This window comes from Prosthecobacter fusiformis, assembly GCF_004364345.1.
Lineage (GTDB): Bacteria > Verrucomicrobiota > Verrucomicrobiia > Verrucomicrobiales > Verrucomicrobiaceae > Prosthecobacter > Prosthecobacter fusiformis.
On the sequence record NZ_SOCA01000011.1, the window covers coordinates 74,650 to 100,953 of the forward strand.

Genomic DNA, 26,304 nt, shown 5'->3' on the forward strand with positions numbered 1-26,304 from the left:
GCATGCCCCGCCCACTGGTTCGTACATTCTCCACTGACCGAAGCGTTTGCTTTGGAAATGAGAGTGTCAGACCGGAAGCGGGTCGCGTAATATCTGCTTCACCGCCTGAACGGGGACTTCGGTCTGCGTTCTGGCTTCGTTATTTTCACGCTGAGTCCTTCAGTTTTCCGGCTGGCTGCCGGATTGACTGACCCTCAGTGCCCGCAGGTTCACCCCCCTGCACCCCGCCTCCGCCGTTGCCACCCTGTCTCCTTACCTTTGCTTATGTCCCAGCGCACCAATTTTGGCAAAATTCATGAAGTCGCCGAGCCGCCGAATCTGATCGAGATTCAGCTCCGGTCCTATGAGGAGTTCCTTCAAAAGAACATCCTCGCCTCCAAGCGCAAGGAAGTTGGTTTGCAGGCTGTTTTCAAGGAAGTTTTTCCTATCGAGAGTTACGATGCCAAGATGACGCTCGATTTCGTCATGTATGAAATCGGCGAGCCCAAGCTCACGGCCCTGGAAGCCATCCGTGAAGCTGAATCCTACAGCGCCCCCCTTTATGTCACCTTTGAGCTTCGTGATGAAGCCGGTGCCAAGCAGGAGCGTGTATACATGGGTGAAATCCCACTCATGACGGACCGTGGCACCTTTGTCATCAATGGTGCTGAGCGTGTTGTCGTCAGCCAGCTTCACCGTTCCCCTGGTATTTGCTTTGAGAGCAGCCAGCACTTGAACGGCCGTTGGCTCTACGGATTCCGCATCATTCCTGACCGCGGTACCTGGCTGGAAGTCCAGTTCGATACGAACGATCTTCTTTACGTTTACCTGGACCGCCGCCGCCGTCGTCGCAAGTTCCTGGCCACCACGCTTCTTCGCGTGATCGGCTATTCCCACGACGAGGACATCCTCAAGCTGTTCTACAACATCGAAGACCTGAAGCTGAAGGAAAACCTCAGCGAAGAAGAAGTCTCCACGAAACTGCTGTTCAAGGACATCCTGGATGGTGAACTCATCGTTGCCCGTGCCTATGAGCCACTGACTGCTGGCGTTATCCGTCAGCTTATCCAGCTTGGTCACAAGAGCGTCAAGGTCATCGCTGCCTCGCAGGACGACCTCATCGTCACCTCCCTGCGTAAAGATCCGGCGAAGGATGAAGATGAAGCTCTGAAGGAAATCTACCGCCGTCTGCGCCCTGGTGATCCTCCGACCATCCCAAATGCCCGTGCTCTGGTAAAGCGTCTGTTCTTCGATCCGAAGCGCTATGACCTTACCCGCGTCGGCCGTTACAAGATCAATCAGAAGCTGACTCTGAAGACAGATTCAGACATGCGCATTCTGGACCCGAATGACGTGATCAGCGCCATGAGCTACCTCTTCAAGCTGCGCGCTGGTGAAGGTCTTCTGGACGATATTGACCACCTGGGCAGCCGCCGTGTGCGTGCCGTGGGTGAATTGCTGGCTAACCAGTGCCGTGTGGGCCTTGCCCGCACGGAGCGTCTGGTGAAAGAGCGTATGACCTTGTTTGACGTGAGCATGGACACCATGACTCCGGCTAAGCTGATCAATCCCAAAGCGCTCAGCGCTGTGGTGCGTGACTTCTTCGGCCGCAGCCAGTTGAGCCAGTTCATGGACCAGATCAATCCTCTGGCCGAGCTGACCCACAAGCGCCGTCTATCTGCCCTTGGGCCTGGCGGTCTGAACCGTGACCGCGCTGGTTTCGAAGTTCGCGACGTGCATCCTTCTCACTACGGCCGTATCTGCCCGATTGAGACACCGGAAGGTCCGAACATCGGTCTGATCAACTCCCTGGGTTCCTATGCCCGCATCAATGAATTCGGTTTCATCGAGACTCCTTACCGCCCCGTTAAAGACGGCGTGGTGGCAGACAAGATCGAATACCTCACGGCTGATCAGGAAGAGAACCACTTCATCGCCCAGGCTAACAACCGTCTGGATGACAAGAGCCACTTCACGGCCGCCAAGGTGACCGTGCGTTATCGTGGTGACTTCCTGGAAGTCGAGCCGAACAAGCCGACGCTGATGGATGTGTCTCCAAAGCAGCTCGTCTCCATTGCTGCCAACTTGATTCCTTTCCTGGAACACGATGACGCCAACCGTGCGTTGATGGGCTCGAACATGCAGCGCCAGGGCGTGCCGCTTCTGGAAGCTGAGGCACCCCTCGTGGGCACCGGTATGGAGGGCAAGGCTGCCCGTGACTCTCGTGCGGTGATCGTTTCTGATTCCAACGGTGTCGTCGCATCCGCGACGGCTGACATCATCATCATTAGCAAAGACGGCAACCTGCCTGTCAGCGATAAACAGTTCTTGGCTGATCCGATGAAGTCCGTGCAGACGGATACGGAGAAGGGGATCTTTGTTTACCCGCTGCGTAAGTTCGGCCGCTCTAACGCTGGCACTTGTATCAACCAGCGCCCGCTGGTGAAGCGTGGACAGAAAATTAAAAAGGGTGACGTGCTCGCTGACGGTCCTTGTACCGACAATGGTGAACTGGCCCTGGGCAAGAACATGCTCGTCGCGTTCATGCCTTGGAACGGTTATAACTTCGAAGATGCCATCGTCATCAGCCGTCGTGTGGTGAAAGAGGACATCTATACCTCCATCCACATTGAAGACTTCGACGTCATCGCCCGTGATACAAAACTTGGGCCTGAAGAAATCACCCGTGACATTCCTAACGTCGGTGATGAAGCGCTGAAGAACCTGGACCAGGACGGCGTCGTCCGCGTGGGTGCTGAAGTGAAGCCTGGCGATATCCTCGTCGGCAAGATCACTCCGAAATCTGAAACGGAGCTGGCTCCTGAAGAGCGCCTCCTGCGCGCCATCTTCGGTGAAAAAGCGGCGGACGTGAAGGACACTTCCCTGCGCGTGCCTTCGGGTTGCACCGGCATCGTGATGGACGTCAAGCTGGCCCAGCGTGGTGGCGTCAACGGTGCGGACAAGGAGAAGCTTTCTCCTGCCGAAGCCAAGAAGCAGATCAAGCAGATCGAAGAAGACTATCGCGCCAAGAAGGAAGACCTGACCGAGCAGCTCACTGAGAAGCTCAGCGACATCCTTCTGAACGAGAAGATCCCTCTGGACGTGGTCAACGGCCAGACCGGTGAAATCATCCTCGGCGCTAACAAGAAGATCACCAAGACCCTGCTTCGCAAGCTCGCTGAGAGCTACGATTCCGTGGAAATCGATCCGAGCCCGATCCGTAACAAAATCTTCGACATCATTCAGACCTTCGAACAGAAGTTCGCCGATGCTGACATGGAACGTGAGCGTAACCTGGACCGCATCGAAACCAGCGAAGACGGAGCCGCTGACGGCGTCGTCAAGCAGGTCCGCGTGTTCGTCGCCAGCAAGCGTAAGCTTTCTGTGGGTGACAAGATGGCCGGTCGCCACGGTAACAAGGGGATCGTCGCCACGATCGTGCCGGAAGAGGACATGCCTTATCTGGAAAACGGAACTCCGGTGGACATCGTGCTGAACCCTCTTGGGGTGCCTTCACGAATGAACGTCGGACAGGTGCTTGAAACCCACCTTGGCCTCGCGGCTAAGGCTCTGGGCATGACTATTGCCACACCCGTTTTCGACGGTATTCCTGAGACCAAGATCATGGAATACATCCAGGACGCCAAGAAGGTGCCAGGGTATGAATGGATGGGCCTGAACGGTAAGTCGAAACTCTTCGACGGACGCACAGGTGACTCCTTCTACCTCGACGTCGTGGTGGGTTACATTTACATGCTGAAGCTGGGACACCTTGTTGCTGACAAGATCCACGCCCGTGCTGTCGGCCCATACTCTCTGGTGACCCAGCAGCCTCTGGGCGGCAAGGCCCAGTATGGTGGCCAGCGTTTCGGGGAAATGGAAGTTTGGGCTCTTGAGGCCTACGGTGCCGCTTACACGCTTCAGGAACTCCTGACAGTGAAGTCGGATGACGTGCAGGGCCGCACACGAATCTATGAACAGATCGTCAAAGGCGATAACGCGCTGGAGGCTGGTACACCTGAGTCCTTCAACGTGCTGATCAAGGAAATGCAGTCCTTGGGTCTGGATGTGCGGGTCCACAAGCGTGCCTCCATGGACGCTGATGTGGAAGCCATCGAGCGTTTCACCGCCGGTGCGTAATCAACCCTGAACCAAGCCAAAAAACCTTTAACGCATCAAATAACGACTATGAATGCTGACGCGAGCTTGAAAGAAATTTTCGGGGAAAAGCCCACCGGTGAGGAGTTCGACTCTGTGTCGATCTGCATCGCCTCTCCAGACCGGATCCGGTCCTGGAGCCACGGGGAAGTGAAGAACCCTGAGACCATTAACTATCGTACGTTCAAGCCAGAAAAGGGTGGCCTTTTCTGCGAACGTATCTTCGGACCTACCCGTGACTGGGAATGTGCCTGCGGTAAATATAAGCGTATCAAGCACAAGGGCGTGATCTGCGACCGCTGCGGCGTCGAAGTGACCCTGTCCCGTGTGCGCCGTGAGCGCATGGGCCACATTGAGCTCGCCGTGCCGGTGACGCACATTTGGTTCTACAAGTGCATGCCATCCCGTATCGGCCTCATGCTGGACATGACGGCCCGCAGCCTGGAGCGCGTGATCTATTATGAAGACTACATGGTGGTGGATCCCGGCAGCACCCCGCTGCTGCGCGGCCAGCTCCTGACCGAAGTGGACCTCCGTGAAGCTGAAGAACAGTACGGTGCTGACGCTTTCCGCGTGGGCATGGGTGCTGAGGCCATCCGCGATATTTTCAGCCAGATCAATCTGACCGATGCGATCAAGGACCTGGAAGAAGCGATGACGAAGACACGCTCCAAGCAGATCCGCAAAAAGCTGGCTAAGCGCTTGAAGCTCTGCCAGGGCTTTGCCGAATCGCACAGCCGCCCTGAGGCGATGATCATGGAAGTGCTTCCTGTCGTGCCGCCGGACCTGCGTCCTCTGGTGCCTCTGGAAGGTGGACGTTTCGCTACCTCGGATTTGAACGATCTCTATCGTCGTGTCATCAACCGTAACAACCGTCTGAAGAACCTGCTTCAGCTGCGCACGCCGGACGTCATCATCCGCAACGAGAAGCGCATGCTTCAGGAAGCGGTGGACGCCCTCTTTGACAACGGCCGTCACGGCCGTCCTGTCACGGGTGCTGGCAACCGTCCTCTGAAGTCCCTGTCCGACATGCTCAAGGGCAAGTCTGGCCGCTTCCGTCAGAACCTTCTCGGCAAGCGCGTTGACTACTCTGGCCGTTCCGTCATCGTTATCGGACCTGAGCTGACTCTGAACCAGTGCGGTCTTCCGAAGAAGATGGCCCTCGTCCTGTTCGAGCCGTTCATCATCCGCCGTCTGAAAGAGATGGGCCTGGTGCACACGGTGCGCTCCGCCAAGAAGATGATCGAGCGCCGCACACCTGAAGTCTGGGACATCCTGGATGAAGTGACGAAGGGACACCCAGTGCTCCTGAACCGTGCGCCGACCCTCCACCGTCTGTCCATTCAGGCTTTTGAGCCGAAGCTGATCGAAGGTGAAGCTATCCGCGTGCATCCCCTGGTTTGTACCGCTTATAACGCTGACTTTGACGGTGACCAGATGGCCGTCCACGTGCCGCTTTCTGTGGAAGCACAGCTCGAAGCACGCCTGCTCATGCTGGCTCCGAACAACCTGTTCAGCCCAGCCAGCGGTAAGCCAATCACCACGCCTTCCCAGGACATTCCTCTGGGCTGCTACTTCCTGACCTATCTGCGCGAGTTCCCTGCGCATGATGCCAAGGCCAAGAAGTCAGACAGCCCTGACCGCATGCCGATCTTTAATGATCCGGCCGAGGTCGAATTCGCCCTCGATGAAGGCGGATTGGGCGTCAATGACAAGGTGCGTTATCGCAACCCGGATTATCAGCAGCCAAAGCGTGCCTTTGGTGACCCGACGAAGACTTTCATCGAGACGACCGCAGGCCGTGTGCGTTTCAACGAAATCTGGCCTGAGAAGCTCGGTTTCATCAACAACACCGTCGGCAAGAAGCAGATTTCGGACATCATCTGGCGCTGCTTCCAGACCGTGGGTCAGAAGGAAACCGTGGCATGCTTGGACCGCCTGAAGAATCTGGGCTTCCGCGAAGCGACCCGTTCCGGTTGTTCCATCGGTATTACTGACATGGTGATCCCGGCTTCCAAGAAAGGTGCCCTGGAGCGCGCCTACAAGGAAATCGAAGACGTGGAAAAACTCTACCGCCGTGGTTTGATCACGGACGGTGAGCGCCAGCAGAAGGTGATCGACGTCTGGACGCAGGTGGGTGACCAGACTGCTGATGAAGTGTTCCGCACACTGGAATACAACGACGGCAAGAAGCACCACAACCCGCTTTACGTGATGGTCACCTCCGGTGCCCGTGGTAACAAGACGCAGATCAAGCAGCTCGCAGGGATGCGCGGCCTGATGGCCAAGCCGTCCGGTGAGATCATTGAGCGTCCGATTACCTCGAACTTCCGTGAAGGCCTGAGCGTGCTTGAATACTTCATTTCCACCCACGGTGCCCGTAAGGGGCTGGCGGATACGGCTCTGAAGACGGCTGACTCCGGGTACATGACCCGTAAGCTGGTGGACGTTTCCCAGGACGTTATCGTCACAGAAAACGACTGCGGCACGGTCAATGGCATCACGCTCGCCTCCATCTATCAGGGTGACGAAGAAGTGGTGGACCTGAAGACCCGTGTTTATGGCCGCACAAGCTGCGAGACCATCCACGATCCGGTCACTAAAGAAGCTATTATTTCTGCCAACCAGCTCGTGCTGGAGAAGGAAGCGGCCCACCTCACCAAGATCGGTGTGGAGAAGCTGAAGATCCGCTCCGTGCTGACTTGCGAAAGCAAGCGTGGCTGCTGCGCGATGTGCTACGGCCTGAGCCTGGCTACGAGCCGCCTGGTGAAAATCGGTGAAGCGGTCGGCATCGTTGCCGCCCAGTCCATCGGTGAGCCTGGAACGCAGTTGACGATGCGTACGTTCCACGTCGGTGGTGCGGCCATGAGCAGCTTCAAGCAGCCTTTCATCAATGTGAAGAATGCCGGTATCCTCAAGATCTCCGACATGCGCATGGTGCAGACGCCTGAAGGCCAGTGGATCGCCCTGACGAAGAATGGTGTCCTGACCATCATCGACGAAGACGGTCGTGAGCTGGAAAGCCATAAGTTGATGCTGGGCGCTATCATCGCCAAGCCGGATGGCACGGTCGTGAAGAAGGGTGAACAGGTTGCGACCTGGGATCCATACAACATGCCGATCATCACGGAGAAGGCGGGTAAGATTGAATTCCGCGACATGATCGCCGGCATTACCTTCACGAAAGAGAAGAACGAATCTACAGGCAACGAAGAAACCGTCGTCATTGAGCACAAGGAAGACCTTCACCCACAGGTGGTGGTGACCAATGCCAAGACGCACGAAGTCCTCGCCAGCTATACCATCCCTGCCGGCGCTCACATCAACGTGAAGAACGGTGAGAAAGTGGAAGCCGGTACGACCCTGGCCAAGACGCCTCGTAAGGCCAGCAAGACGAAGGACATCACTGGTGGTCTTCCTCGTGTGGCCGAGCTTTTCGAAGCCCGTAAGCCGAAGGATGCCTGCGAAATCGCCCGTATTGACGGTGTCGTCGAAATCGGCGGTCTGGTCCGTGGCAAACGCCGCGTGATGGTGACCGACCAGAAGAGCGGCCAGCAGGAAGAGCACCTCATCCCGCGTAGCAAGCACATCCTGGTCTATAATGGTGACATTTTGACCAAGGGTGACCAGCTGACCGACGGGCCTGTGGTGCCGCATGAAATCCTTGAGATTCTTGGGCCTCAGGCGCTCCGCGAGCATTTGGTCAACGAAGTGCAGGAAGTTTACCGCGCCCAGGGTGTGGAAATTAACGACAAGCACGTCGAAATCATCATCCGCCAGATGCTGCGCAAGGTGAAGATCACGGAGACGGGAGACACGGAATTCCTTTGGGGAGACCAGGTGGACCGCACCGAGTTCGAGCGCGAAAACGAGCGTGTGTCTGAAGAAGGTGGTAAGCCTGCAGAGGCTGAGCCGGTTCTTCTTGGCATCACCAAGGCTTCCCTCGAAACGGAGTCCTTCATCTCCGCCGCTTCCTTCCAGGACACTACCCGTGTGCTTACGGAAGCCGCCACCCTTGCGAAGTCGGATTACCTCCGTGGCTTCAAGGAAAACGTCATCATGGGTCACCTGATCCCAGCCGGCACCGGTTTCATCAGCCATCGTAACTTCGACATCGTGGAGACTGAGAAGTCCCCTGTTGTTGAGCAGGAAGATGAAGCGGACCTGATGCAGGCCTAACAACCCCTCACTCAAAACCCCTGCCCGGACACTTGTCTCGGCAGGGGTTTTCTTTTTTGGGGAAGAGGTTTGTGGCTTGGACTGTCGGCCTTCTTCTGGTCTTTTGAAACGTGGGGTGCTAGAGATTACTGGGAGTCTGAGCGTAAGGTCTCGCGCAGCTTTTTAGGCAGACCAGAGACGACGAGCTGGTAGGAGTGCCCGATAAGCTCTTTGACCAGTTTAGTGGGCAGGCTGCTTTCGAGGATGAGGGTATTCCAATGGCGTTTGTTCATGTGATAGCCGGGTTGGATGTCCTCGTATCGGTCACGCAATTCGATGGCACGCTCAGGATCGCACTTCAGATTGGCTGATGGCGGATACTCATCGGGGGTGGTGAGGGCAAACATCTTGCCGGCCACTTTATAGACGAGCACGTCTGGGCCGAAGGGGGTGGTTTCTTCCACCTGGGGGAGGGAAAGGCAGTGGGCGCAGAAATCAGCGAGGGTCATGACGGCAGTGAGCCTAAAATGGAGGCACTGGGAGAATGTGCCAGCGGATTGAGGAGCCAGAGGCAGGGTGGGAGCCGATACATTCAAAACCGCTTTTGATTGAACCGCCTGTTTCAAACCGATACTGTCTGACTATGCGTTACGTTTTGTTCCTCCTCCTCGCCACGAGTCTTCAGGCTGAGAACTGGCCGCAGTGGCGGGGGCCGCAGATGGATGGCCGCAGCCGAGACCGTGGATTTCCCCTGGAGCTGACGGAGAAAACGCTGGCCTGGAAAACGGAACTGCCGGGGGAGGGTCATGCTTCTCCGATTGTCTGGGGGGAACGCATCTATACGGTGGCGTCCCTGCCGGAGGAGCAGACGCGGGTGATCCTGTGCCTGGACCGGAGCAGCGGTAAGCTGCTGTGGCAGAAGCCAGTGCTGACGACGGTACTGGAGGGGAAACACCGGCTCAACAGCCATGCCTCCAGCACACCTGCTACGGATGGGGAGAGGATTTTCACGGCTTTTTTGGATCAAACGGAAGTGGTGGTCAGCGCCCATGATTTCTCTGGAAAGCAGGTATGGCAGGTGCGGCCTGGCCCCTTCGCCAGCAAGCACGGCTTCTGCTCCAGTCCGATCCTGTTTGAGGACAAGGTGATCGTGAATTGTGACCATGACGGCCCTGGTTACATGGTGGCGTTTTCCAGGACAGATGGCCGGGAGCTGTGGCGTATCCAGCGGCCTAACCAGACGCGTAGTTACTGCGTGCCGCTGATCCGTGAGATGGCAGGCCGCACGCAGATGGTGCTGACGGGAAGCAAGTGTGTGACAAGCTATGATCCACGTGACGGACGGCTGCTGTGGATGATGGACGGGCCGACTGAGCAATTCGTGGCATCGCCGGTTTATGATGAAAAGTCTGGTCTGCTACTGCTTAGCGGTGGCTTTCCTGAGCATCATATCTTGGCCATCAGGCCGGACGGTTTTGGGGATGTGACTTATACCCACATCGAGTGGCGCACGAACAAGGGGGTGGCTTATGTGCCGAGTCCTTTGTGTGAGGATGGCTGGTTCTTGGTGGTGAGTGATTCAGGTATCGGTCATTGCTTTGAGGCGAAGACGGGAGAGATCGCCTGGGAGGAGCGGATGAAGGAGCACCATGCGTCTCTGGTGAGCGCGGAGGGATGTGTGTACTTTGTGAATGATTTCGGCACGCTGCGCAGCATCAAGCCGGGGAAAAAGTATGATCTGCTGGCGGAGAGCGAGCTGGACGAAAAGGTCTTTTCTTCTCCGGCTTTGAGTGAAGGGCAGATCTTTATCCGAGGCAGCAAGCATCTGTTTTGCGTGGGCAAAAGGACGGCGCAGACGGTGGCGCGGTGAGGCTCAGTGCTCAGTGCTCAGTGCTCAGTGCTCAGTGCTCAGTGCTCAGTGCTCAGTGCTCAGTGCTCAGTGCTCAGTGCTCAGTGCTCAGTGCTCAGTGCTCAGTGCTCAGTGCTCAGTGCTCAGTGCTCAGTTGGGCGCGGGAGGAGTGGGGGCTATAGAGCTCACGACTGGATAACAAAAAGCCGCGCAGGGCGGACCCGGCGCGGCTTGATGTGAGGGGTATTAGCCTAACTGGAAGTGTGTTTTACTTCGCGGCTTTCTTGAGGGCCTCTGCCTTGCTGGTGACTTCCCAGGTGAGGTCTGGGTCGTCGATCTTGCCAAAGTGACCGTAGTTGGTGGACTTGGAATAGATGGGGCGGAGGAGGTCGAGCTGCTTGACGATGTCAGCAGGCTTGAAGGAGAAGGTCTTCAGGACGGCGTCCAGGATGGCGTCATCGCTGATGGTGCCGGTGCCGAAGCTGTCGATGTGCACGCTGACTGGCAGCGGGTGACCGATGGCGTAGGCGAACTGGATTTCGCACTTGGAGGCGAGACCTGCGGCGACGACGTTTTTGGCGACCCAGCGGCCCATGTAGGCGGCGCTGCGGTCCACTTTGGACGGGTCTTTGCCGGAGAAAGCACCACCGCCGTGACGGCCCATGCCGCCGTAGGTGTCTACGATGATCTTGCGTCCTGTGAGGCCGCTGTCCCCTTGTGGACCACCGACGACGAACTTGCCGGTCGGGTTGATGAGGTATTCGGTGTCCTTGGTCAGCATGCCCTTTGGAAGGACCTTCTTGATGACCTGCTCAATACAGAATTTTTCGATCTCGGCGTGCTCGACGCTGGCGGCGTGCTGGGTAGAGATGACGACGTTGACGATGCGGGTCGGGCGGCCGTCCACATATTCCACGGAGACCTGGCTCTTGGCGTCGGGGCGGAGCCACTTGGCGGCTTTACCTGCCTTGCGGATCTTGGTCAGCTCACGGCCCAGGCGGTGGGCATACATGATGGGAGCAGGCATGAGCTCCTCGGTTTCATCACACGCGTAACCGAACATGATGCCCTGGTCGCCAGCGCCCTGCTCGGAGTGCTTCTTGCCTTCGGCAGCCTTTTCATCCACACCCTGGGCGATGTCCGGGCTCTGGATGGTGAGGTAGTTGTTGATGAAGATCTGGTCGGCATGGAAGATGTCGTCATCATTGGTATAACCAATGCCACGGACTGCATCACGGATGACTTTGCCAACGTTTATCACTTCATCGATGGGCTTGGTGGTGCCTTTCTTTTTGTCCTGGAGCTTGGGGATGGTGATCTCTCCACCGACGACGACGATGTTGCTCTTGGCGAAGGTTTCGCAGGCCACACGGCTCTTCGGGTCCACGGTGAGGCAGGCGTCGAGAATGGCATCGGAAATGGTATCGCAGACTTTGTCTGGATGGCCTTCGCCGACGGACTCAGAAGAGAAAATGTAAGAGCGTGACATGGTGCTTTATTTGATTATATGGACGAATGATGATGCGTTGATGCGTCGGTATAGAGTATCGTCCCCGGCGTTGGCGTCAATGTGGAATTGAGGTCGGTGGCCAGCCCCTTTACTTGACCCGGATGGATCTGAAGGTCTGATCGATGGTGTCCCCGTGTATTTCCAAACCTTCCTGAGTACGCTGAGAGGTTAAGATGAGGAATTTATCACCATCCTTGCGGACATAGGTGACGAAGCTAATGCTGATTTCCAAGGCTCCCTTCATCGCGATGGCCTGGTGGTGGGTGGAGGTTACTCCCAGTGCCTCATTGGTTCTCTGAGAGGGGGCTGGGGCCCACTCAATGCTGTCATAATTTCTGCTCAACTTTGCTTTGTAGTCTTCTGTAGCGGTCGCGAAGTCGGCTTGGTCATTCAGCAGTGCATCGAAGGCAGCGATTCTGTCCGGTGATTCTGAAAAGGCTCCATGCTCTATGGTTTGCAAGCTCCAGCCAGCCGGGAAGTTGATGGTAAAGACGGGGTCTTTATCATTGGGATAGCAGTAGGTCTGAGTCAGGCTGGGTGGCGAGAATTCTGTGAGGAGCGATAGAATCTTTTTTTGCTCATTATCAATGGCTGCTTCAGCGGTGGCGTAGTCGCTGTAACGGCGAGAATATTGAAGACACAAGAGGCCATTGGCGTTTTTTTGAATGCGCATCAGAGCCCACTCGACAAATGGCGGGGTGGTGCCTTCCGGGGAGGGAAGCAGGTGATCGGTGATGTAAATGCCCGTGTCTTCATCGGTTATCACCTTGGCCTTGGATTTGGGGTTGGTTGCTTGGGTGTTTTCGATGATTTTATTAGCCAATGCCAGCGGGTCATCGAATCCTTCCACTTTTTGGATGGAAAAGAGGGTCTTCCAGTCTTCCACGATTTCACCCGCAGGCAGATACTCGTGCATGCCTTGGTGGGTGAAGCGCAGAAAAAAGCTTACCTCATTGAAAGTGAAAGCCGCTTTCTCATTCTCGCTTGCAATGACATGCGCGGGCAGGGCCGGAGGTTCATCCCCGACAGAAGCGAAGATTCTATGGATGATTTTTTCGTGCAGCTCAATTTTCTCGGGGGATGAAATGAGGGAAAGTAAAAGGTGTGTTTCAGCCTTTGGATGACGAATCAGGATGAGGAATAGGAGGCTTTCACCTTCCTTGCTTTCCCCGATGCAGCGGCTAAGATTGACATCAAGGCCGTTGATGTTTCTCCAGTCACCTTCTTCGAAAGAGGTGAGTTTAAAGTCCTCCTGCGCCCAGGCTTTGGCCTCCGCCAATGCGGCTGCCGGATTATCCTTAGTGGCTTTCAAGTGGCTGAACTCTACCGCCGTCGGGTCATTCTCCACTGGAGGCACGACAAACAGGCTGCCCTTTTCCTCCGCGGACAACCAGTCATCAGGAACAGCTATATAAACGAGGGGCTTTTCTTTGGGAAAACCGATGGGTTGCTCTGCTGCAAGAAGGGAGGAAAAGATAAACGTCGTCAGACAGAGTAGCCGAGAGGTATTCATTTTATAGAGGTCCACTAAAGACTTCATCACCTAAGCGAGGTAGGAATTTTTGTCTAATTTAATGGTGGTGTCTATAGGTTGTAATACGTATCGAGAGTGGTTAATCTATTATTCAATTCTTATTGATGACGTATCGTCTCAACCGTTTGGCTGCATTTTTTTGACAGGCTGTGGGGGACTGGATTCGAGCGCGTTGGCAGGCACGGCCTTGGGTGGGTGGAGGTCGGCCTCCATCCATTTTTCGATGATCGGCCAGAAAATCTCGCTGGGCAGTGCGAAGGTGGTGACTCGGTCCACGCGGGCGATGTTGAGGCCGATGGCGCGGCCCTGGAGGTCCAGCAGGGGGCCGCCCATGTCAGTCGGGTTCAGGGGCAGGTCATGCTGGAGGATCTCGGCAAAGTTGTCGGTGCGGATGGAGATGCCGCCATTGGCAAAGTCCTCACCATCCCAGTTTGAAAGTACTTTGGTGCGGCTGGCCAAGCGGACGTGCAGCAGGTCTTCTTTGCCCGCGCGGCGGTATTTGACGGCGATCTCCTCCCCTGGCTGGCGCTTGGAGATGATCTCATTGACGCGGCGAAATTCACGTACGCTTTCCCCGGCCAGCTCGATCATGATGTCATCGGCTCGTAATCCGGCAGTGGCAGCGGGGCTGTCTTCAGCGACGCCGACGATGCGGACCCCGGCTATCTCGGCAGCGGTGCGGTCATCCATACGAATGCCAATGGCTGCCCCGAATCCCTTGATGGGGCGGCGCTTGGCGCTGACGACACCGATTTTCAAATCCGTACCCCTGGAGGGGGCGACGATCCATTGGCCAAAAGTGAGTTTTTTGGAGGAGTCAAAGCGGACGGGTGAAACCTTCTGCACGCCGATGGCCTGGGCCAGGACGACATCGTGCTTGGTATCACGGCGGATTTCGCGGATGCGGGCATTGGGACCGCTGCTATGTTCCACGGTGCAGTCTTCCAGGCGTGGCACCTCGCTGGCTTTGGTGATGAAGTAACCTTCCTCCCCCACCCAAGTGGCGGTCGCGGTGGGCTTACCCTGAGCGTTCATTAGCAGGGCCGTGCTGCGGATGACCTGGGTCTGGAGCTGGGCCAAAGGGGCCAGCGTCTGGCTGCCATTGGTCATCTCCTCTGTTTGCAGGGGTGCTTTTAGCTCTCCCCGCACCGTATGGGTGAGGATCATCAAGGCCGCTATCCATGGGGAGGCTGGGAATTTCATGATTATCCTTGGTTCTTGGGGCGGGAGCCCAGTGTGATTTTTACATCGCGTTCGCTGTTGAGGTGGCGCAGCCGCAGTTGTACTTCCTCCCCGGCAGGGCGGGCGCGCACGGCATGGGTAAACTGGGGCAGACCGGTAATAGGCTCGCCATTGAGAGCCAGGATGAGATCACCATTTTTCAGGCCGGCTTGTTCAGATGGCGACCCGGCCAGGACCTCAATGACTTCCAGTGCTCCCTGGTCATTCATTTCCGTGGAGACGCCCAGGTAGCCGCCGCTGCCAGTGCCCCAGGTGCGGATGACGAGGCTGCTTTTCATGTCATCCCAGGAGCGGAGAAAGGGGGCCATGGAGACGTGCATGTTTTCATCGCGCCCCTCCCAAATGAGGCTGTGAATCCCGATGACGTCGCCATTGAGGTCGAAGAGCGGCCCTCCAGAGTCCCCACCCATGAGAACGCAGTCCGTTTGCAGGGAATTGGCGGTCTGTTTTACGATGCGTCCTACGCGCAGGACGACACCGCGTTTTTCATCAAAACCGCCTGGATGGCCGAGGGCGAAGCACCATTCCCCTGGCTGTGCCTTGATGACTTGGCGGGAAACTTTGACATGGGGCCATTCACGGTCGTTTTCATTGAGCTGCATGAGGGCGGCATCGGTGGTCTTGTCCAGCCCCAGCGTGGTGGCGGTGGCCTGGGTGCCGTCTTCAAAGATGACGCGCAGTTCCCGTCCAGGCCGCTCGGCCACGTGGGCGGCGGTTAGGATGAGGCCCTCTTGACTCATGATGACGCCACTGGCGGTACCATCTCCCGTGAGAATGGCGACTACGGCGGGGCGAACTTTCGGGAGCAGGGTCTGGACTTTTTCCTGGAGTTCCAGGAAGACGCGTGGGTCTGGTGCCTCTGCCCCAACGGCCAGGACAGGCAGATATAAGATCAGCCCTACAAGTCTCAGAAGGAGGTCATTTCTCATAACGACTCAAATCTAACGTGCAAGATGGCTGAAATTCTTCTTAATTCATCAGCGAGATTCAAGCCAAGATGTCTAAAGCTCTTCGAAACGGGAGCCAAAACGGATGCATTGCCAGATTTATAGAATATCAAAGTCTGCGGTTGCGTCCAAAAAACCCACTTATGAAAAGTCAGCCCTCAGCCCCGCATCATGCGCCCGCCCCTTCATCCCGCTGGCGCAGGTGGTGGCGTTTCTTTTTGATCTTTGCTATGGGAGCCAGTCTGCTGGTGACGCTGGGTCTGGCCATTACGTTGGGCGTTTACTCTCATCTGGCCAGGCAATATGACCTGAGCAAACTGGGTGAAATGCCGGAGCGTACAGTGGTGTTGGATGCCCAGGGGGAGATGCTGGGGAGAATGCATGGGGAGAACCGCATCGTGGTGCCACTGAGCCAGGTCTCGCCTTTTTTTGTCAAGGCACTGCTAGCTCGTGAAGACAGCCGTTTTTATAAACACGGCGGCATCGACTATGTGGGGGTGGCGCGGGCGACCGTCAGAAACTTCAAAGAACGCCGTGTGGTGCAGGGGGCCAGCACCATTACTATGCAGCTCGCACGCAACAGTTACCCGGACCTGAATGACCGTAGCTTTCATCGCAAAATGCTGGAGATGATGCTGGCGCGCCGCATTGAGCGATACTGGTCCAAGGAGCAGATCCTAGAGCATTACGTAAACCGCATCTTTTTTGGCACGAATCTCTATGGTATCCAGCGCGCCAGCCAGGTGTATTTCGGCAAGCATGCCAGCCAGCTCAACCTGAGTGAGGCGGCGGTCATTGCGGGTATCATCCGTAGCCCGGTCCGCTTTTCTCCGTTCCGTAATTTCGACGGGGCGCTGAAGGAAAGGGATGATGTATTGAAGCGCATGGTGGCCACCAAGGTCATCACGGCGGAGGAGGAACTGGCGGCGAGGTATGAGGACATCGCACTGCATGCGCAGCCTGCCTTTCAAAGCCAGGGCGGTTATGCTCTGGATGCGGTGAGGCGAGATTTGGACCGGATTTTGGAAGACCACGAGATCGAGGACGGGGGCCTGATCGTGTACACGACATTGAGCCAGGAACTGCAAACGCTGGCTGAATCCTCTGTGGCCACCCGGTTGGAAAGTGTGGAAAAGCTGCCGGGTTACAAACATGTGACCAAGACTGCTTTCGACAGCACCTGGAACGGGACTCAGGAGGTGTCATCCACCCCATATCTGCAAGGGGCCCTGACCGTGCTGGACAATGAAACGGGAGGTATCCTGGCTTTGGTCGGAGGTCGCGATTACAGGCAGAGCAAGTATAACCGCGCCATCCAGGGGCAGCGGCAGATCGGCTCCACCGTGAAGCCATTTGTCTATGCCACGGCCATCGCCAGCGGCTTTCTGCCAGGCACTTACATTGATGACGCGCCTATCCAGCCGGGGGAGATTGAGCTGGCAGATCCAAATTGGTCCCCGCAAAATAGCGATGGTAAATTCACGGGTCAGCAGACGCTCATGACCGGGCTGGTGCAGAGCCGCAATACCATGACCATCCGCGTGGGCAATTACGCGGGGCTGGACCGGGTGATACACCTGCTGGGGGATGCAGGCATCGGCAATCATGCTGAGCGCACCCCGCAGATTTTTATCGGCAATCTGGGGGGGACACCCCGTGACCTGACCAGCGCCTTCAGTGTTTTTCCCAATGATGGCATCCGCCGCAGGCCTTTCCTGATCGATAAGATCACGGACAAAGCAGGAAATATTTTTTATAGTACCAGCATGCTGGAATCTGAGGTGGTCAGCCCAGGTGTGGCGCATCTGATGCGGCGCATTCTCGGGCAGGTCATGGATCGTGGCACAGCGGCCAGTGTGCGCAGTGAGCATAAGTTCAAGGACCCGGCCGGTGGGAAGACCGGCACGACCAATGATTATAAAGATGCCTGGTTCGCCGGTTATACCGACCGTGTGACCTGCGCGGTGTGGGTGGGCCTGGACAAGCCGCAGACGATTGTGGAGCAGGGATACGGTAGCCGCCTGGCCATCCCCATCTGGGCGGATGTGGTGAAAAAAGCCGTGGATCTAGGATACATCCCTGCAGGGCCACGCGTGGAGCCTGAGCTGGCAGCGGTGCAGCTCTGCCATTTGAGCAGCCAACTGGCCTCTCCCTCCTGCCATGCCAGCGGTACCTCCTATGAGGAGAAGCTGCCTTATGATCTCATACCTCAAGGTTATTGCACAGCCCACCAGGGCGTCATTGCAGGCCCACCGCCCGGCTACGATCGGCCTCGTGTCAAGGCATCCGGGTTGTTTAACCGCATTCGTGGCTGGTTTCAGTGACGGGCATGGGAGTTACCAGCACAGGCCTTGGTAATTCCATGGGAGTTTATCCAAGTCGCGCCAGCCGTTGATATCGATGACGCTCTGCTCTGGTTTTACCCAGGCAGCGAGGTCGTCCATGGATGCGCATTTTTGGGAAGCGACGATGAGTTCACTGCCCTCAATGACTTCGCGCACATTGCTTTTAAGCAAAGAGGCCAGATGCGGCATGCGGCGTTGGATTTCCAGTTCGTTAGCGCCAATGAGGCGGGTGAGGTTGAGGCTGGGATCGTAAATGCGCAGCTCATAACCGCGGCCTAACAAGGTTTCCGCCACAGCCACCATCGGGCTGCCGCGCAGGTCATCCGTATCGGATTTGAAGGCGAGGCCAAGCAGGCCGATCTTACGACTGCCGTTTCTGACGATGAGCTTGATGAGCATGTCCAGATGGGCCTGGTTGGTGTCCAGCGTGTTGTCCAGCAGGGGCAGGGAAATGCCTTCCTGACGGGCGAATGAAAGCAGGGCACTCACGTCTTTCGGCAGGCAGGAACCTCCGAACGGATTGCCGGGTTTCATGTAGTATGAGGAGATGTTCAACCTCGTATCTTCGCAGACTACGTCCATCACCCGTGCACCGTCCTCGCCGAGGAATTTGCAAACGCGACCAATCTCGTTGGCGAAACCCACCTTTAGGGCGTGGAAATAGTTGCAGGAGTATTTGATCATCTCCGCCCCTTCCCAGCCAAGCACGGAGGGGCGGCCGCCGAGTAGTTCATGGGCTTCATTACCCTCCGGTTCTTGACCGTTATGGGTGCCGACGACGGAGAGGGAGGGCTCGCGAAAATCCTTCACGGCGGTGCCTTCACGGAGGAATTCAGGACAGTAGTAAATGCGCAACTGGTCAGTCAGGCGCAGGTCTTCAAAGAATTCACGCACCATATTCCGGGTGCTGCCGGGAAGCATGGTGCTGCGGAAAAGTACGACGTGTTTTTTCCCGCTCTCTTTTAGGGCCTGGGAGATCTGCTCGCTGACTTTGCGGACGAAGTCCAGGTTTAACCGGCCCGACTCCAAGGAAGGTGTGCCGACACAAATGATACTGACATCTGACTGTGCCACGGCATCGGCTGCGCGGGTGGTGGCGGAGATTCTGCCACTGCGTTTGGCTGCCTGGAGAAGATCATCCAGCTCTGGTTCAATGATGGGTGAGAAACCACGGCCAAAGGCATCCACCTTTGCCTGCTGAACATCGACTCCGATGATGGTGTGCCCCAGCTCTGCCAAGCACCCTGCGGTGACTCCGCCGACATACCCAAGACCAAAAATGCTGACGTTCATGAGGCCACTTAGCATGGTGGGCTGGCATTCGACAAGCGCTGAGGTGGTGACGATGAATGAATCTCCAGGGTGCTTGGCTCACTCCTCCTTCTTTTTGCCAGGATCGAAAAAGATCTTCACATCAGCCTCGGTGGTGCCGAGGATCTGCTGGGCGCGTTTGAGGGCGTTGCGAGTCGCCACATTGGGATTACTGGGGCTGGAAAGGAAGAGGTTGTCCTTGCCGATGACCTCGACCATTCCGGAATCGCGAAGCACGCGGTAAATATCCTTCATGACGCCGCTGATGAGGAGATCGCGCCCGTCCGCACGCAGAGCACGGACGAGGTCTTCCAGAGCCATGACCGAGGTGGCATCCATATGGCGGGCATTTTTCAGCCGGAGGATGATGATGCGCAGATTGGGGTCTGCACAGGCCTGCTGAACCTGGCTGCGAAAGAGCTCTGCGGCGCCAAAGAACAGCTCCCCTTCCACATGGACGATGGAGATGGCGGGGTTTTGACGGATGCCGGGCTGGGTAGCCTCCGCCAAGTGGCCTTCCTGGTTGAATTCATATTCCACTAGCGAAGGGCGGCTGGCCTTCCGCAGGTAGAGCATCAACGAGATGCCGACACCGGTAAAGATGGCGACATGCAGGGGGACCATGAGCGTGGCGGCCAGGGTGACGAGAAAGGTGAAGGCATCCGACCCGGTGGCCTGGAGGCAAATGCGGATATGCCGGGGCTGAATGATGGACAGCGCGACGCAGATGATGAGGACTGCCAGGGAGGCCTTGGGCACATAACCGACGGCGCTGCCGAGCGTGAGTGCGCCGACCAAGCACACGAGGCCGTTGATCATGGCCGAGATGGGGGTGCGGGCACCACTGGAGAAATTCAACGCGCTACGGGTCAGGGAACCGGAGCAGGGCATGCCGCTGAGGTAAGCACAGCTCAGATTGGCCATCCCCAGGCCGAACATGTCCTGGTTGGGGTCCACCCGTTGACCTTTGAGACCGGCCAGTGTTTTACCCATGGTGGAGCTTTCCAATGTGGACAGGAAAGCCAGGGCAATGGCCAGGCCAAAGAGGCGACTGAAGTCCGAAAGGAACATTGGCGAGGCAAAGTCCGGGAAAGGCGGCAGGAGGTCCAGCCAAGTGAACTGAGCATCCTGAAAGGTGGGCACATCCAGTTTTAGCATCTGCATGCCTGCACCCACCAGTGAGGCTGCGACGAGGGCGATGGCGAGGCTGGGCCAAGTGGCGCGCACACGGCGGATGCCCCAGTAAATGCCAGCGGTGACTGCGGCTACAATGAGGCTTTCCCAATGAGTCTGCCCCAGCTTTTCTACAAGGTGCCAAACGATGCCGGGAAAGGTGCGAGGCTGGAAAACCTGACCGTCCGCCGTCGTGATGCGGGTGCTGATGCCCAGTACATTGCCCGCTTGATTGGCGATAATGAGGAGGGCGGCACCGGTGACGTAGGCGACCATGACCGCCCGGCTGATGTATTGTGCCAGTTCCGCGACCTTCACAAAGGAGCCGATAAGCAGCAGCGTGCCGACCATGAAGACCAACAGTGGCATGAGGGCAATCCTGTCCAGATGCGCATCCGCAGCAAAGTAGGAGAAGATCATGAAGGCCGTGGCATTGGTCGGCCCCAGAACTGTATATCGGGAACTCAAAAACAGGGCACCGACGATGCCCGCCACGGCGGAGCAAGTACTGCCGAATTGGAGAGGCAAGCCGGCGATGGCGGCATAGGCCATGCCCTGAGGGATATCCAGCAGGGCGACCGAGGTGCCGGCCTTCAAATCTGATTTAAAACGTCCCGGCCCGTAGCCTGAAAGCCAGCGCCTGATGGGGAAAGGATCCAGTCCTGTATCGGCCAGATTTTCGCTCATCCAGGTACGCCCCTGTCGCGTCAGATTGCGCGCAATCTGCCACCAGGAGGGCGTGGAGGGGCCGGACATGGACTACGTTAGTGCGGGGTAGAGGAAGATGGAAGTGGTTGATTGAAGGTTATTCGTTATTGATGACCTGTTCAGCTTGGTTTCCAGTCTGTCAGTTCCATTTTTCTTAACGCCGCAGCGTCTCTCCCCATGCCCCCACCGAAAAAGACCGCCTCCACCAGCAGCCAGGTCCACGCCATTTTAGGCACGGACGATGCGAAGGTGAAGGAGATGGCCATGAAGACCGTTCAGCGGCTGACCCCGCCAGGGGCGGATGAATTCGCCAATGAGATCATCGAGGGCAATGCGGACAATGCCGAGCACGCTGGGCAGATCTGTTCCAATGTCATCCTGGCGCTGCAAACCATGCCTTTCTTTGGCGGGGCCAAGATCGTGTGGCTGAAGGGGGCCAATTTCTTGGGGGACAACCAGACCGGCAAATCCCAGGCGGCGGTGCAGGGCTTTGAAAACATTCTGGATGTGGTGGAGGCCGGCCTTGGCCCTGAAGTCCAATTTGTAGTGAGCGCTAACAGCATCGACAAACGGCGCACCTCATATAAGCGACTGGGCAAACTGACCACTATTGAGGTCTTTGACAAACCGGATACCAGCAAGGCGGGCTGGGAGGGTGCCGTCATGGCCCAGGCGGGCCACAAGGCCCGTGAGCTGGGGCTTTCCTTTGAAAGTGGAGCGCTAGAACTCCTGGTCCAAATGGCCGGGGATGACACGCGGCAACTGGAGAACGAGATCGAAAAGATCGATCTTTACTTGGGGGAGCGCCGCCGCTGCGGCATCGCCACCGTGCGTGGCCTCGTGTCCCTGAGCCGGGCCGGGGTCATTTGGGAGATCGGCAATGCCATCGGCGCTCGGGATTTGCAGCGCTCGCTGGAGCTTTTGGGGGTGCTGCTTTATCAGGGGCAAAATGCTATCGGCATTCTCCTGGGGGCCATCGTTCCACGGGTGCGCAGCCTGCTCATCGTCAAAGAACTCGCCACGAAGTATAAGGTGAACCGGAACAATTACAGCGGCTTTACCGCCAGCCTGGATGCTCTGCCCAGCAGTGCCACCTCCCATCTGCCGCGTAAAAAAGACGGCACGGGCTTCAATGCGTACCCGCTTTTCCTAGCCTTGAACGAGGCTGGTCGCTTCACCCTGGAAGAACTGCACGCCGCCCTCGTCGCCTGCCTGGATGCCAACGTGAAACTCGTCACCACCCAGCTAGATAATAAAGTGGTGCTGGAACGCCTGCTCGTCGGCCTGCTCACCCCGCGCACTGCGAGGCGATAGCTGAGGTGTATTTCATGAGGTAAAGCAATTGCGGGCACAAAATGGGGGTTTTGCTTGTGGTCGCCTGCGGTTTCTGGTGCAATCATCGGCCTTCCCTCAAGCTGTGTCTATGAAAGTCCTGCGTTGCCTCGCCCTGTTGATTGGTCTGCCTCTTTTGACGCAGGGGGCATTTCCGCCGATTTATTTAAAGAATGTCTGCGATGATCAGCTTCACGCGCCGACCAATATCACTCATGCCAAGGACGGCAGCGGTCGTTTGTTCATCTGCGATCAGCCGGGCCAGATCCGTGTGCTCCACCAGGGGATGCTGCTGCCGACTCCGTTTTTGGACTTGGGCAGCACGGGCCTAGACCGGGTGCTGTCTTACAATCCCACTCCGGAGAATGCACGACTGAATTATTCTGAACGTGGTTTGTTAGGCATGGCTTTCCATCCAGACTTTGCCAATTCTGAAGCCAGTGGGTATCGTCGGTTTTACGTCAATTACACAGCGGTAGCAGCCACTACGACAGACAATCCCTCCACGCCGCAGAATTGCGTCACTGTCATTTCCGAGTTCCTTGTTTCGGTGGACAATCCAAATGTGGCCGATGCCAGCAGTGAGCGTATTTTGCTGACTTATGGACAGCCGCAGTCGAATCACAACGGCGGGCAGATCGCGTTTGGTCCAGACGGTTTTCTCTACATTGGTAGTGGCGATGGCGGTGGTGCCAACGACAATGCCACGGGGCATACTGGCGGCTCAGGTTCCACATCGGCAGGGCCAGTCAGCGGCACTCTGGGCAATGCGCAGGACAAGACCAAACTGCTGGGCAAGATCCTGCGGATCGATCCTTTGGGGACCAATGGTGACAATGGGGAATACGGAATTCCTGAAACCAACCCGTATGCGGCCTCCTCAGGCGATGAGAAAAAGGAGATCTATGCCTTCGGCCTGAGGAATCCCTGGCGCTTCTCCTTTGACCAGCCGGAGGGTGGCCCTGTGCGCCTTTTTTGCGGGGATGTGGGGCAGGTGAATGTGGAAGAGGTGAACCTCATCACTTCGGGTGGCAACTACGGCTGGCGTGTCAAGGAAGGCAGTCTTGACTTTGACTCCACCGCCCCCAATGGAGGCGGTACACTGCTGCCACCCATTGCGGAATACGCGCACCCCGGCGTCTCCACACCAGGCACCGAGGCCATGCCGCAATATGGCACCTCCATCACGGGTGGTTATGTCTATCGAGGTCAGGCCATCGCGGGTATGCAGGGGAAGTATTTGTTTGGAGATTATGCGATGAATGGCAGCAGCGGCGGCGGTGGTGTGTTGCTGGGGCTGGAGGAAACAGCGCCCGGCGTTTTTGCCCTGAGCCAGGTGACTCCCTGGCAGAGTTTGCCGACTGCGGCGCGCATCTATGCCTTTGGGGTGGATGAAAGTGGAGAGATGTATGTGGCGACGAAGACGACGGGTGGCGTCCTGGCCCTGGATGGAGGAAAACCGGCCGGCACCCTTTACAAAATCATGCCTGTCCTACCCATCACACGGAGCATCACGGCAATGAAGGACAACACCCTCTATGAGCCCGCTAAAGACCCGAACGAAGAACCGAGTAATGACCCGAACCCACCTGAACCTTTTTTCGCCAGCAATGGCAAAGGAGAGTATCTCTTTGCTGGAAAAACAGGCTCCTCGGCGTTCTTCGCAGTACGTCGGGCGGTGATGCGTTTTGATGTCAGCGATTTTCCGTTGGATGCGGAATTTATCTCCGCCAGCCTGCGGCTTCGCCTGAATCAGCAGGTGGGACAGGGTTTTCCCATGACCCTGCACCGTCTGACTACGGACTGGGGTGAAGGTACCTCGAAGACCCTCGGGCCAGGCGGTTCCGGAGTGGCTGCCACACCTGGAGATGCTACTTGGAAGCATCGCTTTTACACAACCACGGACTGGACGACTCCGGGCGGGGATTACATTGCATCGGCCAGCAGCAGCCACAATATCGGGTCAGAGTTTAGCGACCCTTATCCAGTCTGGTCGGGCACCGGAGTTTTGAACGATGTGCTGGGCTGGATAGAGCAGCCGACCACCAACCATGGGTGGATTCTCGTCGGGGATGAATCCCAGGAATTTACCGCCCAGCGTTTCGCCAGTCGTGAGGCTCCGGTGGCCAATGACCGGCCACGCCTAGACGTGGTTTATCTCGGCTTACCCCCTCCCACCCATCGGGAAAGCTGGCTTGCCACTCATTTTCCGCAGGAGCCGGTGGGTTTCTTTTTGGAGAATGAGGGGGATCTGGATGGGGATGGCATTTCCAATCTGCATGAGTATGCATATGGCTTGGACCCGCTGGTGGCGGATGCTGATCAGGAGAGTGTCATCACCAGCAGTCGGACGCCTGGCAGCGCAGGCACGGTGCAGCACGTGATCAGCTTTCCCCGTGATACGGCGGCCACGGATATGCTTTACCGTGTGCAGACCAGCGATGATCTGGTTACTTGGACCACGCTGGCTACCAGTACGGCAGGCGCTGCGCCAGTGAGTGCTAACGGTGCCGTCATCGTCTCCGATGTCAGCCTATCCGGCAGCTTGCGGCGGGTGACGGTAAGGGAGACTTTGAGCGCGACTCAGCAGGCTCGGCGTTTTATCCGCTTGCAGGTATCGCAGGTGTTTTAATCGCCGATATTCTGCCCTAGAAAAAGCTGACCTGATACTCGTTGACTATGACCATGACATCTACTCAGCTCCCCCGCCGACAGTTTCTCAATCGCACGCTGGGAGTTGCCGCAGTCGTGGCGCTGCTCAAGGACCAGGTCTGGGCTGCTGAGGCCGCTACCACCGGTGCAGGGAAGGTGAAGCACTCCGTCTGCAAATGGTGCTACAAAGACATCCCTCTGGAGACCCTTTGCCTGGCCGCCAAGGAGATCGGCCTGGAGTCCATCGAGCTGCTGGACCCGCCGCAGTTTGAAACTGTGAAAAAGCATGGTCTGCATTGCGCCATGGTCAGCTTTCCCACTATCCAGGGACCGGCGGGTGAAAAGATCGGCAGCATCCCGCACGGCTTCAACCGCCTGGAGCATCATGACCTTCTTGTGCAGGCCTATGAACCGCTGATCAAGGCCAGCGCCGAGGCGGGGTTCAAGCAGGTTATCTGCTTCAGCGGCAATCGCGACGGTCTGGATGATGATCAGGGTCTAACTAACTGTGCAGCCGGACTGCAGCGTCTCATGCCCCTCTGTGAAAAGCAAGGTGTCACCCTGGTGATGGAGCTGCTCAATAGCAAGGTCAACCACCCTGACTACATGTGTGACAAGAGTGCCTGGGGCGTCGCTTTGTGTGAGAAGCTGGGTTCCAGTCCACACTTCAAGCTGCTGTATGACATTTACCACATGCAGATTATGGAGGGTGATGTCGTAGCCACCATTCGAAGAGACCACGCTCACTTTGCCCATTACCACACGGGCGGCGTGCCGGGGCGTGCGGAGATCGACGATACCCAGGAACTAAATTATCCCGCTATCATCCGCGCTATTCAGGACACTGGATACACCGGGTACCTGGGGCAGGAATTCGTCCCGAAAAAGGCGGACAAACTGGCTTCCCTGAAACAGGCCGTGGGCATCTGCTCTGTCTCCTGAACCCTCATGCTGCCTAACTATGAGTGCGATATCAAGATCACGTATCCGCCAGATCAGCCCCATGCTGGCGGTGGCCAATATGCAGGAAACGCTGGATTTTTACACCCGCGTATTCGGTTTTGAGGTAGGATTGAGTACGGATGAATACTCCATCGTGGGCCGGGATGGAGCCACCATTCACTTCATGAAAGCAGCGGATGAATCCGTGATGGCCGCCGTGCGTGGTCACACGGAGATTTACATTGAGGTGGATGACATCCTGCCCCTTTGGCAGCAAGTACAGCCTTTCCGCAGCCAGTATAAAATCACGGATCTCTCGGAGCGGCCTTATGGCATGACCGAATTCCACATCGATGACCCTAACGGCTGCTTGATCTTTGTCGGCCAGGAAACGTTACGCGGCGAGGCGTGAGCAGGAAGGGCAGGTGTAATTTTTCAAACGACTCAGAAGTCCCAACGCCATC

At 57.0% G+C, this 26,304-nt stretch carries 15 protein-coding genes; 8 read left to right on the plus strand and 7 right to left on the minus strand.

The window, feature by feature from the left end; all coding sequences use genetic code 11:
• Positions 1–264: 264 nt before the first annotated feature.
• Together rpoB and rpoC are read left to right on the plus strand one after the other, a co-directional pair.
• Positions 265–4,119, plus strand: coding sequence for a DNA-directed RNA polymerase subunit beta (gene rpoB / locus EI77_RS20405; RefSeq protein WP_133797162.1), 3,855 nt, complete (start codon positions 265–267; stop codon positions 4,117–4,119).
• 48 nt (positions 4,120–4,167) lie between these two features.
• A complete protein-coding gene (gene rpoC, locus EI77_RS20410) occupies positions 4,168–8,316 on the plus strand; it encodes a DNA-directed RNA polymerase subunit beta' (RefSeq protein WP_133797163.1) in 4,149 nt (1,382 codons plus the stop codon).
• Between the two features lie 125 nt (positions 8,317–8,441).
• On the opposite strand, the gene EI77_RS20415 is transcribed toward rpoC, so the two are convergent.
• Positions 8,442–8,804, minus strand: coding sequence for an MmcQ/YjbR family DNA-binding protein (locus tag EI77_RS20415; RefSeq protein ID WP_133797164.1), 363 nt, complete (start codon positions 8,802–8,804; stop codon positions 8,442–8,444).
• A 134-nt stretch (positions 8,805–8,938) separates the two neighbouring features.
• Between EI77_RS20415 and EI77_RS20420 the strand changes: the two genes are divergently transcribed.
• Positions 8,939–10,165 (plus strand): PQQ-binding-like beta-propeller repeat protein, encoded by a 1,227-nt coding sequence (locus EI77_RS20420; RefSeq protein WP_133797165.1) that lies wholly within the window; start codon positions 8,939–8,941, stop codon positions 10,163–10,165.
• 247 nt (positions 10,166–10,412) lie between these two features.
• On the opposite strand, the gene metK is transcribed toward EI77_RS20420, so the two are convergent.
• The 4 genes from metK to EI77_RS20440 form a co-directional block, all read right to left on the minus strand.
• Complete coding sequence (gene metK / locus EI77_RS20425; RefSeq protein WP_133797166.1) at positions 10,413–11,633, minus strand: methionine adenosyltransferase; 1,221 nt, start codon at positions 11,631–11,633, stop codon at positions 10,413–10,415.
• A gap of 109 nt (positions 11,634–11,742) precedes the next feature.
• Positions 11,743–13,167: a hypothetical protein gene (locus EI77_RS20430; RefSeq protein WP_166647396.1), complete on the minus strand. Its 1,425-nt coding sequence runs from the start codon at positions 13,165–13,167 to the stop codon at positions 11,743–11,745.
• Positions 13,168–13,305: 138 nt separating this feature from the next.
• A complete protein-coding gene (locus tag EI77_RS20435) occupies positions 13,306–14,391 on the minus strand; it encodes a PDZ domain-containing protein (RefSeq protein WP_133797168.1) in 1,086 nt (361 codons plus the stop codon).
• 2 nt (positions 14,392–14,393) lie between these two features.
• Complete coding sequence (locus tag EI77_RS20440; protein ID WP_133797169.1) at positions 14,394–15,359, minus strand: S1C family serine protease; 966 nt, start codon at positions 15,357–15,359, stop codon at positions 14,394–14,396.
• A 161-nt stretch (positions 15,360–15,520) separates the two neighbouring features.
• Between EI77_RS20440 and EI77_RS20445 the strand changes: the two genes are divergently transcribed.
• Positions 15,521–17,701 carry a transglycosylase domain-containing protein gene (locus EI77_RS20445; RefSeq protein WP_166647397.1) on the plus strand — a complete coding sequence of 727 codons (2,181 nt, stop codon included), beginning with the start codon at positions 15,521–15,523 and terminating at the stop codon, positions 17,699–17,701.
• A 12-nt stretch (positions 17,702–17,713) separates the two neighbouring features.
• Here the strand turns inward: EI77_RS20445 and EI77_RS20450 are convergent, their stop codons facing one another.
• Both EI77_RS20450 and EI77_RS20455 read right to left on the minus strand, forming a co-directional pair.
• Positions 17,714–19,015 (minus strand): nucleotide sugar dehydrogenase, encoded by a 1,302-nt coding sequence (locus EI77_RS20450; protein ID WP_133797171.1) that lies wholly within the window; start codon positions 19,013–19,015, stop codon positions 17,714–17,716.
• A 78-nt stretch (positions 19,016–19,093) separates the two neighbouring features.
• Positions 19,094–20,962 carry a SulP family inorganic anion transporter gene (locus EI77_RS20455; protein WP_133797172.1) on the minus strand — a complete coding sequence of 623 codons (1,869 nt, stop codon included), beginning with the start codon at positions 20,960–20,962 and terminating at the stop codon, positions 19,094–19,096.
• A 129-nt stretch (positions 20,963–21,091) separates the two neighbouring features.
• On the opposite strand from EI77_RS20455, the gene holA reads away from it, so the two are divergent.
• The 4 genes from holA to EI77_RS20475 all read left to right on the plus strand — a co-directional run bounded on the left by holA (position 21,092) and on the right by EI77_RS20475 (position 26,252).
• Positions 21,092–22,228: a DNA polymerase III subunit delta gene (gene holA, locus EI77_RS20460; RefSeq protein ID WP_133797173.1), complete on the plus strand. Its 1,137-nt coding sequence runs from the start codon at positions 21,092–21,094 to the stop codon at positions 22,226–22,228.
• A gap of 109 nt (positions 22,229–22,337) precedes the next feature.
• Entirely contained in the window at positions 22,338–24,878 is a 2,541-nt protein-coding gene (locus EI77_RS20465; protein ID WP_133797174.1) for a PQQ-dependent sugar dehydrogenase, read from the plus strand.
• A gap of 47 nt (positions 24,879–24,925) precedes the next feature.
• On the plus strand, positions 24,926–25,840 hold the full coding sequence (locus EI77_RS20470) for a hydroxypyruvate isomerase family protein (RefSeq protein ID WP_243838966.1): 915 nt from the start codon (positions 24,926–24,928) through the stop codon (positions 25,838–25,840).
• Between the two features lie 19 nt (positions 25,841–25,859).
• A complete protein-coding gene (locus tag EI77_RS20475) occupies positions 25,860–26,252 on the plus strand; it encodes a VOC family protein (protein WP_133797176.1) in 393 nt (130 codons plus the stop codon).
• Positions 26,253–26,304: the final 52 nt, after the last annotated feature.

Bases quoted from the DNA above. Each gene is read 5' to 3' on its own strand.
- rpoB (WP_133797162.1), top strand. From the start codon at position 265: ATGTCCCAGCGCACCAATTTTGGCAAAATTCATGAAGTCGCCGAGCCG.
- rpoC (WP_133797163.1), top strand. From the start codon at position 4,168: ATGAATGCTGACGCGAGCTTGAAAGAAATTTTCGGGGAAAAGCCCACC.
- EI77_RS20415 (WP_133797164.1), bottom strand. From the start codon at position 8,804: ATGACCCTCGCTGATTTCTGCGCCCACTGCCTTTCCCTCCCCCAGGTG.
- EI77_RS20420 (WP_133797165.1), top strand. From the start codon at position 8,939: ATGCGTTACGTTTTGTTCCTCCTCCTCGCCACGAGTCTTCAGGCTGAG.
- metK (WP_133797166.1), bottom strand. From the start codon at position 11,633: ATGTCACGCTCTTACATTTTCTCTTCTGAGTCCGTCGGCGAAGGCCAT.
- EI77_RS20430 (WP_166647396.1), bottom strand. From the start codon at position 13,167: ATGAATACCTCTCGGCTACTCTGTCTGACGACGTTTATCTTTTCCTCC.
- EI77_RS20435 (WP_133797168.1), bottom strand. From the start codon at position 14,391: ATGAAATTCCCAGCCTCCCCATGGATAGCGGCCTTGATGATCCTCACC.
- EI77_RS20440 (WP_133797169.1), bottom strand. From the start codon at position 15,359: ATGAGAAATGACCTCCTTCTGAGACTTGTAGGGCTGATCTTATATCTG.
- EI77_RS20445 (WP_166647397.1), top strand. From the start codon at position 15,521: ATGAAAAGTCAGCCCTCAGCCCCGCATCATGCGCCCGCCCCTTCATCC.
- EI77_RS20450 (WP_133797171.1), bottom strand. From the start codon at position 19,015: ATGAACGTCAGCATTTTTGGTCTTGGGTATGTCGGCGGAGTCACCGCA.
- EI77_RS20455 (WP_133797172.1), bottom strand. From the start codon at position 20,962: ATGTCCGGCCCCTCCACGCCCTCCTGGTGGCAGATTGCGCGCAATCTG.
- holA (WP_133797173.1), top strand. From the start codon at position 21,092: ATGCCCCCACCGAAAAAGACCGCCTCCACCAGCAGCCAGGTCCACGCC.
- EI77_RS20465 (WP_133797174.1), top strand. From the start codon at position 22,338: ATGAAAGTCCTGCGTTGCCTCGCCCTGTTGATTGGTCTGCCTCTTTTG.
- EI77_RS20470 (WP_243838966.1), top strand. From the start codon at position 24,926: ATGACCATGACATCTACTCAGCTCCCCCGCCGACAGTTTCTCAATCGC.
- EI77_RS20475 (WP_133797176.1), top strand. From the start codon at position 25,860: ATGAGTGCGATATCAAGATCACGTATCCGCCAGATCAGCCCCATGCTG.